Genomic DNA, 16,000 nt, shown 5'->3' with positions numbered 1-16,000 from the left:
GCAGGAGAATGCCAATGACCCTTGAATGCCGCCTGCACCCCCGCGCACCGGAGGTGAACCAGGCTTACGACAACCTCTATGAAGTGTGGGGCGACACCGTGGACAGCCGCCACCTGATCGCCGCCATCGCCATCGGCGCCGCCTGCAGCCTGGGCACGTTCTTTCTCGCCGAGCACCTGCTGACCGGCTGGGTCCAGTCCAGCCAGATGGCCCGTGCCTACGCCATGCTGCTGGGCATTCTCGGCTCGCTGTTGGGTGGCGGGGTCAGTGCCTGCCTGTTCAAACCCAAGCGCCATGTGGTCGAACACGTCGCCGACCCGGCCTGGCGCCAGCAGGTGATTGAAGAACTGCGAGATGAATACGGCGGTATCGGCCAGCTCAGCGATCTGCCGCAAGAAGTGCGCAACGAGCTGCGCGAACTGGGCCTGGAGCGCTTGTTCGCCGAAGCCGAACCTGCCAGCCCAGCCGTGGCCTGCTCAAGCACTGCAACCCTGAAGCGAGGGACCGCCTGATGGACGCCTTGTTCGACCAGGTACTGATCGCCGTACTGATGGGGGTAATCGGCGCTGTGGTGTTCTCGGCCATCGGCCTGATTTCCGGCAGCGACGAAACCACCACGCTGGCACCGCTGACCTTGCTGGTGGTGCTGCTGGGTGTGCCCGCTGCCGGGGTGTTCACCTTCTTCCTTGCCGGCGCGGTGGCCAAGCACATGACCCATGCGGTGCCCACAGCGTTGCTCGGCATCCCCGGCGACACCATGGCCACGCCACTGATGCGCGAGGCCAACTTCCTGCGCAACCTTGGCGTGCCGCATATTGCCCTGCGCAAGATGATCTCCGGCGCGGTCATCGCCGCCCTGGTGGCCCTACCGCTGGCGGTTCTGTTCGCCGTACTGCTGGCGCCGTTCGGCGATGCGATCAAGCAGGCCGCGCCTTGGGTATTCCTCGCAGCCGCCACCATCATTGCCTACTTCTCGGCCGGCCGCTGGGCCTCGGTGCTGGCGCTGCTGCCGTTCGTGCTGGTGATCATTGCTTTGCAGACCCTGACCACCCAACACGGCGTCAAGCTCAGTGTCAGCTACTTCCTGGGCATCGCTATCGGCCCGCTGATCGCCGCCCTGTTCGCCATGCTCGCCCCGGCAGAGCGGGCTCGGATAAAGCGCAGTGTGCCGCGCACCTTTGCCCTGTCGCCAGACGTCAAGAGCTGGGGCGGCTGGTTCCCCAACCCGCTGAAGGTGCTGGACCGCCGCCAGGCCGGCTGGACCCTGGCCACCGCTACCGTGTCGAGCGCCACCTTCGTATTCAGCCCGGTGGCAATGACGGTGATCCTCGGTGAAGTAGTCGGTTCGCGCATCAAGCACGCCTATCATCGCCTTACCTCGGTGATCAGCGTGCGCAACGGGGTTACCGAGTCCACCTACATTGCCGAGGCATTGATCCCGCTGATCGCCTTCGGCCTGCCGCTCAGCCCCGTGGCTGCCGGCCCGGCCGCGCCGCTGTTCAACGCCCCGCCACGCTTTACCGTGGATGCCGCCAGCGGCCAGGTGAACAATCTGCACAACCTGCTCAGCGCCGGCGAGTTCCTTGCTTTCGGCATGCTCGCAGTGGTGATCGCCATTCTGATCGCTTACCCATTCTCGATGAATTTCGCCCACCGCGCCGCCTCGTTTGTTTCGCGGCGCATCAGCCACGAGGCGGTGATCGCCACCTTCGTCGGCCTGATTTTGGTGATCGGCCTGTGGGAAGGCGGCTTGCTGGGACTGCTGGTGATACTCACGGTCGGTCTGCTGGGTGGCTTCCTGTACCGCTTTATCGGCTTCAACATCGGCGTGCAGTTCATGGGCTACTACACGGCCGTGCTCAGCGTGCCGGCCATCGTCGCCCTGTTCGTCTGACCTGACCTTCTCCTGCTCCACCACGCAGCCACAGGGGCTGCGTGGTTTCATTCGCCTGCAATAAAGGAACAACAACAATGAATATCCTTTGCCCCCCTTGCCGCATGATGGCGGCTGGCGCCTGCCTGTTGCTCAGTGCCGGCAGCGCCCTGGCCGAAGGCTTCAGCGAAGATGCCAACGTCGGCCTGACCCTGCGCAACTTCTACATCAACCGTAATTTCGTCGACCCGGCCCACACCCAAGGCATGGCCGAAGAATGGACGCAAAGCTTCATCCTCGACGCCCGCTCCGGCTTTACCCAGGGCGTGGTCGGCTTTGGCGTGGATGTGCTGGGGCTGTATTCGGTAAAGCTCGACGGCGGTCGCGGCACTGCCGGTACCCAGTTGCTGCCGGTGCACGATGACGGCCGCCCGGCGGATGACTTCGGCCGCCTCGGCGTTGCACTGAAGGCACGCGTTTCGGCCACCGAGCTGAAGATTGGCGAGTGGTCGCCGATGCTGCCGGTGCTGCGCTCAGACGACGGCCGCTCGCTGCCCCAGACCTTCCAGGGCGCCCAGCTCACCTCGCGTGAAATCGACAACCTCACGCTTTACGGCGCACGCTTTCGCGGCAATAGCCCGCGCAACGACGCCAGCATGGACGACCTGTTCATGTCCGGCCGACCCAGCGCCACATCGGACCGCCTGGATATCCTGGGCGCCGAGTACCTGTTCAACGATAAGGCCACCCAGCTCGCAGCCTGGCATACGGACCTGCAAGACATCTACCGCCAGCAGTACTACAACCTGATCCACAGCCAGGCCATCGGCAACTGGACGCTGGGTGCCAACCTCGGCTATTTCGTCGGCGAGGACAGCGGCCGCTCACTGTCAGGCAAGATGGACAACCGCACCACCTCGCTGCTGCTCTCGGCGCGTACCGGTGGCCATACCCTGTACCTCGGCCTGCAGCGAGTGAGCGGCGATACCGGCTGGATGCGGGTCAACGGCACGGCCGGCACCAGCCTGGCCAACGACAGCTATAACTCCAGCTACGACAACGCCCACGAACGCTCCTGGCAGGTGCGCTACGACCACAACTTCGCAGTCGATGGCCTACCGGGGCTACAGTTCATGACCCGCTACATCAGCGGCGACAATGTGCACATTGGCAACGTGCGCGATGGCAAGGAATGGGGCCGCGAAAGCGAACTGGCCTATACCCTCCAGAGCGGCAACTTGCGAGACCTGACCGTCAGGTGGCGCAGTTCCACCTTGCGCCGGAACTTCAGCAGCAATGAGTTCGATGAACACCGGGTGATTGTGAGTTATCCGCTGTCTATCCTTTGAACTAAGTCCTCTCCTCCATGCAACCACGCAGCGACCAAGGCCACTGGTTCGCTGCGTATCCGCACGTCAGTTTGTAGTGCTCTGAATCGCCCTTGGTTTCCCACACCCACCATCGCGACTCGGGAATCGGGAGTCGGGAGTCGGGAGTCGGGAGTCGGGAAGAATTGGCCACTCAGGCGGGTGCAGCAGCAGTAATTCGGATTCGCGAGGAGACCAGCATCACGAAGCCTTTGTGGCCATACGCAGCTACTCTTCCTTCCGCTTATCACCGCTAGATGCAGAACACCAGCTTGAGCGCGGCCTTACCGGGCGCCTACTGGCCCCCATAGACCACGATTACCACAGTATCACCGCTAGGATATTGCCGAGCGGCATTTACAGCGACAGACCAGGACCACCAAAGCTTGAGTTTGGCGGGCTTGCCTGCTAAGTGCTTGCTGGCCTTGTGGCTGCTTCAGTTTGACGAGCGACGCTTTAGCTTATTGGGAGCAAAACACCTATTTCGTAGCCTGATGCGCTTCGACCATGAAAAGGATGGTAGTAGCAGTCAGGTTCAACGTGTACCGAGCCAAGTATTCGGGTACGGCGACCAGGGCCGCTCCTTGCCCGTGGCCACCGTTCTTGTTACGCACTGTCGGGACACCGCTTTCCAGCAGCGAGCGAATAGATGCGAACTGCGACTCGAAGTACGGTGGAAACAAGCCTTTGCTCATGCAGGCGGCGATTAGGTTTTTTGCCGTGTCTGATGGTTGGGTCGGCCAACCGCGAAGACTACAGATCGTCTTCATAGTGCTTTCGAATGCCTTCAAAGCATCGACAAGGCACTCCTTGTACCGGCTGTGCCGATAGTGCTCATGAGCTTTCAGGAACTCTTCGTTCGCACCTTCAAAGCTCTGATCACTCAGGACCGCAAGCGCAGGCTTCACAGCCTCTGAGTGAAGGAACTGGGAGTCGACTCGGATGATCTCACCGGACTCGAACTGATAGCCAACACCGTGCTCTTTGAAGCGCTCGTTCAACTCAGCAATGGCGTCGTCAGACTCAATTTTTCGAACAGTTTGATGCCTGTAAGTCGAATTTTCAGCTATGTAATTGTGAATGACCTTGAAGCACAACTCCACAACATCAAGCGCCCTCTCGGTCGACTCCTCTTCCAGAAAGAAATTGAAGATCGAGTCCTGATCGGACTTAGGGTATCGGGTCAGTTCAAAAACCCCGAACTCTCTGCACAGGGTATTCTTGACGAAACCATACGCTTCTTCAGCATTAGAGGTTCCGTACCCATCTGTACCGAAGGCATCACTGATGATGTGAACAATCTGGACCCGCAGCGGCTGCGGCAGACCGTCATAGACGTAAACGTCAGGCACTTCGCCACGCGCGCTTCTGACGTTTAGAGAAAAGATCGAAGACTCCCACAACCATCCCTCGATAGGCTACGGAACATCTAGAAATTTGGCGGGGAACCAGGGATTCGAACCCTGGGAACGCTCTCACGTTCGCCGGTTTTCAAGACCGGTGCATTCAACCACTCTGCCAATTCCCCAAATTCTTTTGCGTGCTATGAATCTGCTAAAAGGCGCACCCTAGGGATGCAAGCAGATCACGCTAAAGCTTTGTTTTTGCAAAACTTTTTAACGATCCCAGGCAGAAGGACCACCAGCTTTCAAGACCGTTGCCTTAAACCACTCGGCCACGCTTCCAGCTTGTTTTGCGGCGGCAATCATACCGTAATGAAACACGCTGTCAAACTCTCTCTGTCACCCGTTGCAGAGGCTCTGTTATGATCTTTGCATCTGAACGTTTCAAACCCACAGGAGTGTCGCCATGCGCGAACAGGATTACGCCGTACAACACGGCCAGCAGGTCGAGCAGCAGGAGGTCAGCAAGGTCCTGCGCAACACGTACAGCCTGCTGGCGCTCACGCTTGCCTTCAGCGGCGTGATGGCTTTCGTCGCTCAACAGATGCGCGTCGGCTACCCGAACATCTTCGTGGTGCTGATCGGCTTCTACGGGCTGTTCTTCCTCACCGCCAAGCTGCGTGATTCGGTCTGGGGCCTGGTTTCTACCTTCGCCCTCACCGGCTTCATGGGCTTCATCCTCGGCCCGATCCTCAACCGCTACCTCGGCATGGCCGGTGGCGCTGAAGTGGTCAGCTCGGCCTTCGCCATGACCGCACTGGTATTCGGTGGCCTGTCGGCCTACGTGCTGATCACCCGCCGCGACATGAGTTTCCTCAGCGGCTTCATCACCGCGGGCTTCTTCGTGTTGCTGGGTGCCGTGGTCGCGAGCTTCTTCTTCCAGATCAGCGGCCTGCAACTGGCGATCAGTGCTGGCTTCGTGCTGTTCTCGTCGGTCTGCATCCTGTTCCAGACCAGCGCCATCATCCATGGCGGCGAGCGCAACTACATCATGGCGACCATCAGCCTGTATGTATCGATCTACAACCTGTTCGTCAGCCTGCTGCAACTGTTCGGCATCATGGGTCGTGACGACTGATCGTTAGCGATTGGACGATTCAGGAAAGCCCGCTTCGGCGGGCTTTTTTGTGCGTGGATGCTTTTGGGGTGCACGCCCCTCCCCGCCACGAAGAAGCAAAGAGCAGCCCAGTCAAGACGTACCTCTACCCCTTCGCCGTCGGGCCCCGTAGAATGCGCTCCTTTTTTCTTCGGGGCGGTTTCCCATGAGTTCACTCGAACAAGAGCCAGGCGCGACGGCGCCTGCCAACGAACTGGTCCTTGGCCTCGAGGACAAGCCGCGGCCACTGATCGGTCTGCTGGCGGCACTGCAGCACTTGCTGGCGATCATCGTGCCAATCGTCACGCCTGGCCTGCTGATCTGCCAGGCGCTGGGCGTTTCGCCGCGGGACACCAACCTGATCGTGTCGATGTCGTTGGTGATCTCGGGCATCGCAACCTTCGTCCAGTGCAAGCGCTTCGGGCCATTCGGCGCAGGGTTGCTGATCGTCCAGGGCACCAGCTTCAACTTCGTCGGACCACTGATCGCCGGTGGTGCGCTGATGGTCAAGCAGGGTACGCCGGTCGAAGGCGTGATGGCGGCAATCTTTGGGGTCGTGATCGCCGGCTCGTTCGTGGAGATGGGCGTTTCGCGCATCCTGCCATTCATCAAGCGCCTGATCACCCCGCTGGTGACCGGCATCGTGGTGCTGATGATCGGCCTCACCTTGATCAAAGTTGGCCTGATCAGCATGGGTGGCGGCTTTGCGGCCATGGGCAACGGCACCTTCGCCAATGGCGAGAACCTGCTGCTGTCAGGCGTGGTGCTGGCGATCATCGTGGTCCTCAACCGGATTCCGGTGGTGTGGATGCGCAGCTGCGCCATCGTCATCGCGTTGGCGGTGGGCTATGCGCTGGCGGGCTACCTGGGGCGTCTGGATTTCACCGGCATGCACGAGGCCGCGCTGTTCCAGGTGCCGGTACCGCTGCACTTCGGCCTGGGCTTCTCCTGGGCGCTGTTCATTCCGATGCTGGTGATCTACCTGGTGACCTCGCTGGAAGCCATCGGCGATGTGACAGCCACCAGCAAAGTGTCGCGTCAGCCGGTCGAGGGGCCGGTGTGGATGCAACGCATCAAGGGCGGGGTGCTGGTCAATGGGGCGAACTCGCTGCTGGCGGGCCTGTTCAACACCTTCCCCAGCTCGATCTTTGCGCAGAACAACGGGGTGATCCAGCTGACGGGTATCGCCAGCCGTCATATCGGTGTCTGGATCGCGCTCATGCTGGTATTGCTGGGGCTGTTCCCGAGCGTGGCCGGGGTGATCCAGGCCGTGCCGGAGCCTGTACTGGGTGGTGCGGCGATGGTGATGTTCGGTGCGGTGGCGGCATCAGGGATCAATATCCTGGCCAGCACCCGCCTGGATCGTCGGGCGTTGCTGATCATCGCCGTGTCGCTGGCCCTGGGGCTGGGCGTGGCGCAGGTGCCGGAGTTCCTGGCGCACATGCCTGCGGCGCTGCGTAACGTACTGGAGTCTGGTGTTGCCACCGGCGGTATCTGTGCCCTGGTGCTGAACTGGTTCCTGCCAGAGAGCCGGGAACGCGCCTGACCATCGTTGCAGGCAGACAAAAGCCCGCGCCTACAGGTGCGGGCTTTTTGCTTTATCATGACGGCACTTCTTTACACGAGCCTTCCATGAAATTCGCCATCGCGGTGTTTTCTCCGGCCCATGCGCCCTCCTCGCGCCGCGCGCTGCGCTTCGCCGAGGCGGCCCTGGCCGGCGGACACGAGATTACTCGACTGTTCTTCTACCAGGACGGGGTGCACAGCGCCTCGGCCAACGTCGTCGCGCCTCAGGATGAACAGGATGTGGCGGCGCAATGGCGCAGCTTCGTCAGCCACCATCAACTCGATGCGGTGGTCTGCATCGCCGCAGCATTGCGCCGGGGCGTGCTCGACGAGGCCGAAGCCAATCGCTACCAGCGCCCTGCCGTGAACCTGCCCAAGCCGTGGGAGCTGTCTGGTCTTGGGCAACTGCACGAAGCTGCGCAAGTGGCAGACCGTCTGGTCTGCTTCGGAGGCGATTGAAATGGCCAGCTCTTTGTTGATCATCAGCCGCCAGGCACCCTGGAATGGGCCATCCGCCCGCGAAGCGCTGGATATCGCGCTTGCCGGTGGCGCCTTCGACCTACCGCTGGGCATGCTGTTTCTCGATGACGGTGTCTTCCAACTCGCCAGCGGCCAGCAACCGGCCCTGCTGCAGCAGAAGAACCTTGCCGCCAACCTGCAGGCGCTCCCGATGTTCGGGGTCGAGGAACTGTTCGCCTGCGCGCACAGCCTCCAGCAACGCGGACTGGACGGCAGCACGCTAGAGCTGCCGGTACAGGTCCTCGACGATGCAGCACTGCGCACACTGATCGCCCGTTTCGACCAGGTGGTGACCCTCTGATGACGACCCTGCATGTAATCAGCCATTCGCCCTTCGGCGACAACCGCTTGACCAGTTGCTTGCGTTTGCTGGACAACCAGGACGCGCTGCTGCTGTGCGGCGATGCAACCTACGCCCTCAAGCCCGGCAGCGAGCCTTACCGTGTATTGCAGGCTGCTGGCCTGGAGCAACGCCTGTTCGCCCTCGAAGAAGACCTGCAGGCCCGCGCAATCCCCGGCGAGTTGGCAAAGGCCGTGGACTATCCCGCCTTCGTCGCGCTTTCGCTGCACTACGACAAGGTCAATACCTGGCTATGAGCGACCTGATTGTAGGCAATCGCTCGATTGCCCTGGACAAGGACGGCTTCCTGGTCGACCTGCAGGACTGGTCCCATGAGGTCGCCCAAGCCCTGGCCGCCCGTGAAGCGATCGCACTGACCCCGGACCACTGGGAAGTCCTCGAATTGCTGCGCCAGTTCTACGACGAATACCAGCTTTCGCCAGCGACCCGTCCGCTGATCAAGTACACCGCCCTGAAGCTGGGCCCGGACAAGGGCAACAGCCCGCACCTGAACCGTCTGTTCAATGGCACCCCCGCCAAACTGGCCGCCAAGCTGGCGGGCCTGCCCAAGCCGACCAACTGCATATGACCGAGCCGATGACCGACAGCCCGAGCCCCCTGACCCTGGAAACCCCGGCCGAACACCCCTTCGCCGAGTTCGTGCGCATTCTCGGCAAGGGCAAGCGCGGAGCACGGGGCTTGACCCGCGAGGAAGCGCGCGCAGCGATGACACTGCTGCTCGAAGGAAAGGTCGAAGACACCCAACTGGGCGCCTTTCTGATGCTGCTGCGGCACAAGGAGGAAAGTGCCGAGGAGCTGGCAGGTTTCACCGAGGCCCTGCGCCCCCACCTGCAAGCCCCATCGATCGCTGTGGATCTCGACTGGCCAAGCTACGCCGGCAAGAAGCGCCACCTGCCCTGGTACCTGCTGGCTGCCAAGTGCCTGGCCAACAGCGGCATTCGCATTCTCATGCACGGCGGCGGCGCCCACACGGCTGGGCGCCTGTACACCGAACAGTTGCTCGCCCTGTTGGACATCCCCTTGTGCCGTGACTGGCAGGCGGTGGCCGACAGCCTGGACCAGCAGCGCCTGGCCTTCTTCCCGTTGCAGGACTGGGCGCCGCAATTGCAGCGGATGATCGACCTGCGCAACACCCTGGGCCTGCGCTCGCCGATCCACTCCCTGGCCCGCGTACTCAACCCGCTCGGCGCGCGCTGCGGCCTGCAAAGCATCTTCCACCCGGGCTACCAGGCCGTGCACCGCGAGGCCAGTCGCCTGCTCGGCGATCACGCCCTGGTAATCAAAGGTGATGGCGGCGAGATCGAAGTCAATCCGGATGTCATCAGCCACTTGTACGGCACCACCGGCAGCGAGGCCTGGGACGAAGAATGGCCCGCGCTGAGTGCACAACGCCACGTCAAGCCAGCAAAGCTTGAGCCCGAGCATCTGTTGGCGGTATGGCACGGCGCGGCGCAGGACAGCTATGGCGAGCTGGCGGTCGTCGCGACCATGGCCCTGGCGCTGCGCGGTCTGGGCCATGATCGCGAACAGGCGTTCGACACCGCGCGCACGTTCTGGTCAAACCGAAACATCTAACCAGTCGATCAATAACTGGCGATATTTGCGCTATTTATTCGAACGGTATGCCCTAGACTGAGCTCCAACGACAGACTATTTGGTAATTGGAGCTCCACATGGGCCTTTTGATCGACGGCCGCTGGCATGACCAGTGGTACCAGAACAGCAAGGATGGCGCCTTCCGCCGCGAAAACGCCCAGCGCCGCAATGCGCTGCCTGCGGCCGAAGCAGGCCGTTACCACTTGTATGTTTCACTGGCTTGCCCATGGGCGCACCGCACCCTGATCTTCCGCGCACTCAAGGGCCTGGAGCCACTGATCGACGTATCTGTGGTGAGCTGGCTGATGGGCGAGCACGGCTGGACCTTCGACATCGCACAGGGCTCGACCGGCGATCATCTCGACGCCCTACAGTACCTGCATCAACGCTACACCGTGGATGATCCGCACTACACGGGCCGAGTGACCGTACCGGTCCTGTGGGACAAGCAAGAGCAGCGCATCGTCAACAACGAGTCAGCGGAAATCATCCGCATCTTCAACAGCGCGTTCGACGAGTTGACCGGCAATCGCCTGGACCTCTACCCCGAGCCACTGCGCAGCACCATCGATGCGCTCAACGAACGTATTTACCCGGCGGTGAACAACGGCGTGTATCGCGCAGGCTTCGCCACCACCCAGGAGGCGTACGAGGCAGCGTTCGATGAGGTGTTCAACGAGCTGGATCACCTGGAAGCGCTGCTCGACAGCCAGCGCTACCTGGCCGGCGAATACCTGACCGAGGCGGATGTAAGGCTGTTCACCACGCTGGTGCGCTTCGACGCGGTGTATCACGGGCACTTCAAGTGCAACCTGCGGCGGCTGGCGGACTACCCGAACCTCTCCAACTGGCTACGCGAGCTTTATCAGTGGCCAGGGGTGGCGCAGACGGTGGATATGGAACATATCCAGAAGCACTACTACATGAGCCACAAGACCATCAACCCGAACGGCATCGTACCCAAGGGGCCACTGCAAGACTTCACATTGCCCCATGATCGTGAGCGGTTGGCGGGCAAGGGCATATGGCAGGGTTGAAATCATTGGGGCTGCTTTGCAGCCCATTCGCGGGCAAGCCCGCCCCCACAGGTTTAAAGCGGCGCCGTACCTGTGGGAGCGGGCTTGCCCGAGAATGGGTCACGAAGTGGCCCCAGTGATCAGCTGTTCTGCGCCCCTTCGAACCAGGCCAGCTTGTCACGCAACTGCACCACTTCCCCAACGATCACCAAGGTCGGCGCATGCACTTCATGCCGGGCCACCAGGTCCGGCAGGTCTGCCAGGGTCCCGGTGAACACGCGCTGATTGCGGGTCGTGCCCTGCTGCACCAGCGCTGCCGGCGTGCTTGCCGCACGGCCATGACGGATCAACTCGGCGCAGATGGTCGGCAAGCCTACCAGGCCCATGTAGAACACCAGTGTCTGGGCTGGCGCCACCAGGTCATTCCAGGGCAGGTTGCTGGTGCCGTCTTTGAGATGGCCCGTGACGAAGCGCACCGACTGGGCGTAGTCGCGGTGAGTCAGTGGAATACCGCCGTAGGCCGAACAGCCGCTGGCCGCCGTGATACCCGGCACGACCTGGAAGGGGATGCCCTCGTCGGCCAGTTCCTCGATCTCCTCGCCGCCACGGCCGAAGATGAACGGATCGCCGCCCTTCAGGCGCAACACCCGCTTCCCCTGGCGGGCCAGATCAACCAACAGGCGGTTGATCTGGTCCTGGGGCACAGCATGGTCAGCGCGGCGCTTGCCGACATAAATGCGCTCGGCATCACGCCGACACATCTCGATGATCGCCGGGGCCACCAGACGGTCGTAAAGCACCACGTCGGCCTGCTGCATCAGGCGCAGGGCACGGAAGGTCAGCAAGTCGGGATCACCAGGGCCGGCACCGACCAGATAGACCTCGCCACCCTGCTGTACAGGCGCGCCATCGACCATGGCCTGCAACAGCCGCTCGGCTTCGGCACCCTGCCCGGCCAACTGCCGCTCGGCGATCGGCCCCTGGAACACAGTCTCCCAGAAGCCGCGACGCTGGTTGACGTCCGGGTACAGCGCCTTGACCTTGTCACGAAAACGCGCGGCCAGGCCTGCCAACTCGCCGTAGGTGGACGGAATCCAGGTCTCGAGCTTGGCCCGGATCAAACGTGCCAGCACCGGCGCATCGCCGCCACTGGAAACCGCCACCACCAACGGCGAGCGATCGACGATGGCAGGGAAGATCACCGTGCACAGGGCCGGTGCATCCACCACGTTGACCGGTAGGTTGCGCGCCTGTGCGTCCGCCGATACCTGTGCGTTGAGCCCCGGGTCATCAGTGGCGGCGATCACCAGACGGCAACCCTCCAGGTCAGCGACCTGATAGCCGCGCACCAGCACCTCTCCGCTGCCTTCCCTGGCCAGCGCGGCCAACTGGCCGTCGACTTCCGGCGCGACCACCCGCAGCACGCCGCCGGCATCCGCCAACAGGCGCGCCTTGCGCAGGGCGATCTCACCGCCGCCGACGACCAGTACCCGGCCGCCCTGCAGCTTATGGAACAGCGGCAGGTACTTCATTTAGCGGATAACCTCGACGCCGCCCATGTAGGGCTTGAGCACCTCAGGCACACGAATCGAACCATCGGCCTGCTGGTAGTTCTCCAGCACCGCAACCAGCGTGCGGCCCACTGCAAGGCCGGAGCCGTTGAGGGTGTGCACCAGCTCCGGCTTGCCGGTTTCCGGGTTGCGCCAGCGGGCCTGCATGCGGCGGGCCTGGAAGTCGCCGCAGTTGGAGCAGGAGCTGATTTCGCGGTACTTGCCCTGGCTCGGCACCCACACTTCCAGGTCGTAGGTCTTCACGGCGCCGAAGCCCATGTCGCCGGTGCACAGGGCCAGCACGCGGTATGGCAGTTCCAGCAACTGCAGCACGCGCTCGGCGTTGGCGGTCAGGCCCTCAAGGGCTTCCATGGACTTGGACGGCTCCACCACCTGGACCATCTCGACCTTGTCGAACTGGTGCTGGCGGATCATGCCGCGGGTGTCACGACCCGATGCGCCCGCTTCGCTGCGGAAGCACGGGGTGTGGGCCACCAGTTTCAGCGGCAGCTGCTTGGCGTCAAGGATCTCGCCCGCTACCAGGTTGGTCAGCGACACTTCGGCGGTCGGGATCAGGTAGAAGTCAGCCTCGCCTTCGCGGGTGATCTTGAACAGGTCTTCCTCGAATTTCGGCAACTGGCCGGTGCCCTGCAGGGCCGGGGCCTGTACCAGGTAAGGGGTGTAGTGCTCCTCGTAGCCGTGCTCGCCGGTGTGCAGGTTGATCATGAACTGCGCCAGGGCGCGGTGCAGGCGGGCAATCGGCCCACGCAGCACGGCAAAGCGAGCGCCGGACAGCTTGGCCGCAGCCTCGAAGTCCAGGCCACCACTGACTTCACCCAGGGCAACGTGATCCTTGATCTCGAAGTCGAAGGCCTGCGGCGTGCCCCAGCGGCGCACTTCGACATTGTCGTCTTCACTGGCGCCGACCGGCACGCTGGCGTCCGGCAGGTTGGGGATGGTCAGCAGGATGCCGTCGAGCTCGGCCTGGATCTCGTCCAGCTCGGTCTTGCCGGCTGCAAGCTCGTTGGCCATGCGCTCGACATCCGCCATCAGCGGGGCGATGTCTTCGCCCTTGGCCTTGGCCTGGCCGATGGATTTGGAACGGGCATTACGCTCGGCCTGCAGCTGCTCGGTGCGGGTCTGCACCGACTTGCGGCGCTCTTCCAGTGATTCGATGCGCGCGACATCCAGGCTGAAGCCACGGGAGGCCAGGCGATCCGCCACTTCCTGAAGTTGGCCGCGTAACAGTTTGGAATCGAGCATATCGTTCTCTCGTTGTGTTTTAGGTGTTGGTTCAGATTCGGGTCAGGGCCAGGCCGGCCCAGGTGGCGAGCAGCCCGCCCAGCACGCTGGCGGCGGCATAGCCGAAGGCCAGGGGCGCCTGTCCGCTTTCGAGCAGGCGCACGGTATCCAGTGAAAAGGACGAAAAGGTGGTCAGCCCGCCGACGAAGCCGACGATCAGCCCCGCACGCACCTCGATCGGCACGCCGGGCTTGTTGAGAAACAGGCCGTACAGCACACCGATGATCAGGCAGCCCACCAGATTGACCGCAAGCGTAGCGAGATAGAAGTGTCGTGGCCAGTGGGCATTGACCCAGTTGCCCGCAGCAAAGCGAAGCAAGGTGCCAGCAATACCGGCGGCGCTCACCGAGGCGATCAGAGCAATCACGTTTTTCTCCGTTGACGAGGGCTGTTGCGGTCCAGCTCGGCAAGGTGGCGCAGTTTCTCGCCAATCTTCAATTCCAGGCCTCGTGGCACTGGCTGGTAATAGGGGCGTGGCTCGAGCTCGTCGGGGAAATAGTCTTCGCCCGCAGCGTAGGCGTCTGGCTCATCGTGGGCGTAGCGGTATTCGTCGCCGTAGCCCAGTTGCTTCATCAGCTTGGTCGGTGCGTTGCGCAGGTGCAGTGGCACTTCGAGCGAGCCGTGCTCGGCGGCCTCGCGCAGGGCGGTCTTGAAGCCCATGTAGACAGCGTTGCTCTTGGGTGCGCAGGCCAGGTAGGTGATGGCCTGCGCCACTGCCAGCTCGCCCTCGGGGCTGCCCAGGCGCTCCTGGACATCCCAGGCCGCCAGGCACAGGCTCAGTGCGCGGGGGTCGGCGTTGCCGATGTCCTCGCTGGCCATACGCACCACGCGGCGAGCGATGTACAAAGGATCGCAACCGCCGTCGAGCATGCGCGCGAACCAATACAGCGCGCCGTCGGGGTTGGAGCCGCGCACCGACTTGTGCAGCGCCGATATCTGGTCATAGAACGCCTCGCCGCCCTTGTCGAAGCGGCGGCGGCTGTCGCCAAGCAGGCTTTGCAGCATCTGCACGTCGATTTCGCTGCCATCCTCGGCAAGGTCGGAAGCGTTCTCGAGGAAGTTGAGCATGCGCCGACCATCGCCATCGGCAGCGGCCATGAGCATCTTGAACGCCTCATCGCCGACCCGCAGGTTGCGCTTGCCCAGCCCACGCTCTTCGGTCAGCGCACGGTTGACCAACTTGCGCAGGGCCGCTTCGTCCAGGCTCTTGAGTACATAGACCCGAGCCCGTGACAGCAAGGCGTTGTTCAGCTCGAACGAGGGGTTTTCAGTGGTGGCGCCGATGAACAGCAAGGTGCCGTCTTCGACGTAGGGTAGAAAGGCGTCCTGCTGGGACTTGTTGAAGCGGTGCACTTCGTCGACGAACAGGATGGTGCGCCGGCCATACTGGCCGGCCTGCTGCTTGGCCACCTCGACGGCCTGGCGGATTTCCTTGACCCCCGCCAGCACCGCCGAGACCGTCTCGAAATGCGCATCGCAAAACTGCGCAAGCAGCCGGGCCAGCGTGGTTTTGCCAACTCCCGGCGGCCCCCAGAAGATCATCGAGTGCAGCGCACCCTGCTCCAGCGCTTCACGCAGCGGCTTGCCACGCGCCAGCAAGTGCTCCTGGCCCACGTACTCATCCAGGTTGGACGGACGCAGGCGAGCAGCCAGAGGCTGGGCAACGGGTTCGCTTCGAAACAGGTCCATGATGCCTCGCGTTACTCCTGGATGACGTCGGCGCCTTCCGGGATCTTGAACTGGAACGTGCTCGCCGGGACAGCCTGGTTGGCCTTGACCCCGTTGAACAGGATGTTGGTGCGCTGACCGACGCTGTCGATCAGTTGCATGTCATTGATCAGCCCTTTGCGGAACGAGATGCGCAGGGAGTCGAACAGCGTGTCCTTGGTCTTGGGCTTGAGGGTGAAGTCCATGACCTCGCCCTGCTCCTTCGACGCGATGTCGAAGCTCTGGCTGATCTTGGAGACATCGCCGGACAGCAGCAACGCCGGGGTCTGGCTCAAACGCACATCAAGCTTCTTGACCGTGGCCTGTTCCAGGTCCGGGTCCCACAGGGTGACTTTCTGGCCATCGGACACCACCACCTGCTCTTGCGGTGCATCGGTGTGCCAGTAGAACAGCCCCGGGCGCTTGACCGTCATCTTGCCGGTCGTTTCCTGCAAGCTGGTGCCGCTGGCATCCAGAGTCAACTGAGAGAAGTTGGCCTCGATGGTCTGGGACTTTTCCAGCAACTGGGTCAGGCGCTGTACATCTTGCTCACCGGCATAAGCGGTAACCGAGCCCAGGGTCAGGGCAGAAACCAACAGCATGCGAATCGCGCGCATGGGAATCCTCATTGAGCAGTGAATAGG

17 protein-coding genes and 1 tRNA gene are annotated in these 16,000 nt (G+C 62.5%); 11 read left to right on the top strand and 7 right to left on the bottom strand.

Annotation, left to right across the window (positions count from 1 at the left end):
- The first annotated feature begins 14 nt into the window (after positions 1 to 14).
- From AC2CGW_RS16235 to AC2CGW_RS16225, 3 genes are all read left to right on the top strand, one after another.
- The gene (locus tag AC2CGW_RS16235; RefSeq protein WP_186669812.1) at positions 15 to 512 is read left to right on the top strand and encodes a hypothetical protein; all 498 of its coding nucleotides are present in this window, start codon (positions 15 to 17) and stop codon (positions 510 to 512) included.
- Positions 512 to 1,894 carry a tripartite tricarboxylate transporter permease gene (locus AC2CGW_RS16230; protein ID WP_186669814.1) on the top strand — a complete coding sequence of 461 codons (1,383 nt, stop codon included), beginning with the start codon at positions 512 to 514 and terminating at the stop codon, positions 1,892 to 1,894. Before AC2CGW_RS16235 ends, AC2CGW_RS16230 begins: the two co-directional genes overlap by 1 nt.
- 104 nt (positions 1,895 to 1,998) lie before the next feature.
- Complete coding sequence (locus tag AC2CGW_RS16225) at positions 1,999 to 3,222, top strand: OprD family porin (protein WP_484574311.1); 1,224 nt, start codon at positions 1,999 to 2,001, stop codon at positions 3,220 to 3,222.
- A 497-nt stretch (positions 3,223 to 3,719) separates the two neighbouring features.
- Here the strand turns inward: AC2CGW_RS16225 and AC2CGW_RS16220 are convergent, their stop codons facing one another.
- Together AC2CGW_RS16220 and AC2CGW_RS16215 are read right to left on the bottom strand one after the other, a co-directional pair.
- Positions 3,720 to 4,592, bottom strand: coding sequence for an STM4504/CBY_0614 family protein (locus AC2CGW_RS16220; RefSeq protein WP_484574295.1), 873 nt, complete (start codon positions 4,590 to 4,592; stop codon positions 3,720 to 3,722).
- Positions 4,593 to 4,678: 86 nt separating this feature from the next.
- A tRNA-Ser gene (locus tag AC2CGW_RS16215) sits at positions 4,679 to 4,768 on the bottom strand.
- A gap of 281 nt (positions 4,769 to 5,049) precedes the next feature.
- On the opposite strand from AC2CGW_RS16215, the gene AC2CGW_RS16210 reads away from it, so the two are divergent.
- The 8 genes from AC2CGW_RS16210 to AC2CGW_RS16175 all read left to right on the top strand — a co-directional run bounded on the left by AC2CGW_RS16210 (position 5,050) and on the right by AC2CGW_RS16175 (position 10,818).
- Positions 5,050 to 5,721: a Bax inhibitor-1/YccA family protein gene (locus tag AC2CGW_RS16210; protein WP_054892316.1), complete on the top strand. Its 672-nt coding sequence runs from the start codon at positions 5,050 to 5,052 to the stop codon at positions 5,719 to 5,721.
- A 184-nt stretch (positions 5,722 to 5,905) separates the two neighbouring features.
- On the top strand, positions 5,906 to 7,285 hold the full coding sequence (locus AC2CGW_RS16205; RefSeq protein WP_484574294.1) for a nucleobase:cation symporter-2 family protein: 1,380 nt from the start codon (positions 5,906 to 5,908) through the stop codon (positions 7,283 to 7,285).
- 86 nt (positions 7,286 to 7,371) lie between these two features.
- Positions 7,372 to 7,764: a sulfurtransferase complex subunit TusD gene (gene tusD / locus AC2CGW_RS16200; RefSeq protein WP_186669820.1), complete on the top strand. Its 393-nt coding sequence runs from the start codon at positions 7,372 to 7,374 to the stop codon at positions 7,762 to 7,764.
- Position 7,765: 1 nt separating this feature from the next.
- Entirely contained in the window at positions 7,766 to 8,125 is a 360-nt protein-coding gene (gene tusC / locus AC2CGW_RS16195; RefSeq protein ID WP_484574293.1) for a sulfurtransferase complex subunit TusC, read from the top strand.
- Positions 8,125 to 8,421, top strand: coding sequence for a sulfurtransferase complex subunit TusB (gene tusB, locus AC2CGW_RS16190; RefSeq protein ID WP_186708653.1), 297 nt, complete (start codon positions 8,125 to 8,127; stop codon positions 8,419 to 8,421). The genes tusC and tusB overlap by 1 nt, the downstream gene beginning before the upstream one ends.
- Positions 8,418 to 8,753: a TusE/DsrC/DsvC family sulfur relay protein gene (locus tag AC2CGW_RS16185; protein WP_186669824.1), complete on the top strand. Its 336-nt coding sequence runs from the start codon at positions 8,418 to 8,420 to the stop codon at positions 8,751 to 8,753. Before tusB ends, AC2CGW_RS16185 begins: the two co-directional genes overlap by 4 nt.
- 8 nt (positions 8,754 to 8,761) lie before the next feature.
- Positions 8,762 to 9,760, top strand: a complete 999-nt coding sequence (locus AC2CGW_RS16180) for a glycosyl transferase family protein (RefSeq protein ID WP_288375419.1) — start codon at positions 8,762 to 8,764, stop codon at positions 9,758 to 9,760.
- Between the two features lie 98 nt (positions 9,761 to 9,858).
- Positions 9,859 to 10,818, top strand: coding sequence for a glutathione S-transferase family protein (locus AC2CGW_RS16175; RefSeq protein ID WP_484574292.1), 960 nt, complete (start codon positions 9,859 to 9,861; stop codon positions 10,816 to 10,818).
- A 119-nt stretch (positions 10,819 to 10,937) separates the two neighbouring features.
- On the opposite strand, the gene cysG is transcribed toward AC2CGW_RS16175, so the two are convergent.
- From cysG to lolA, 5 genes are read right to left on the bottom strand one after another with little or no spacing between them, the layout of a single operon-like run.
- Complete coding sequence (gene cysG / locus AC2CGW_RS16170; protein WP_186669827.1) at positions 10,938 to 12,329, bottom strand: siroheme synthase CysG; 1,392 nt, start codon at positions 12,327 to 12,329, stop codon at positions 10,938 to 10,940.
- Entirely contained in the window at positions 12,330 to 13,610 is a 1,281-nt protein-coding gene (serS, locus tag AC2CGW_RS16165) for a serine--tRNA ligase (protein WP_186669828.1), read from the bottom strand.
- A 31-nt stretch (positions 13,611 to 13,641) separates the two neighbouring features.
- On the bottom strand, positions 13,642 to 14,016 hold the full coding sequence (gene crcB, locus AC2CGW_RS16160; protein WP_054892326.1) for a fluoride efflux transporter CrcB: 375 nt from the start codon (positions 14,014 to 14,016) through the stop codon (positions 13,642 to 13,644).
- Entirely contained in the window at positions 14,013 to 15,338 is a 1,326-nt protein-coding gene (locus tag AC2CGW_RS16155) for a replication-associated recombination protein A (protein ID WP_054892327.1), read from the bottom strand. Before AC2CGW_RS16155 ends, crcB begins: the two co-directional genes overlap by 4 nt.
- 11 nt (positions 15,339 to 15,349) lie before the next feature.
- A complete protein-coding gene (gene lolA / locus AC2CGW_RS16150; protein WP_065864365.1) occupies positions 15,350 to 15,973 on the bottom strand; it encodes an outer membrane lipoprotein periplasmic chaperone LolA in 624 nt (207 codons plus the stop codon).
- Positions 15,974 to 16,000 lie beyond the last annotated feature (27 nt).

The organism is Pseudomonas sp. SYWMCR5, assembly GCF_057197165.1.
Note: the sequence above shows the minus strand (reverse complement) of the source record. Positions and strands in the feature narration are given on the sequence as shown.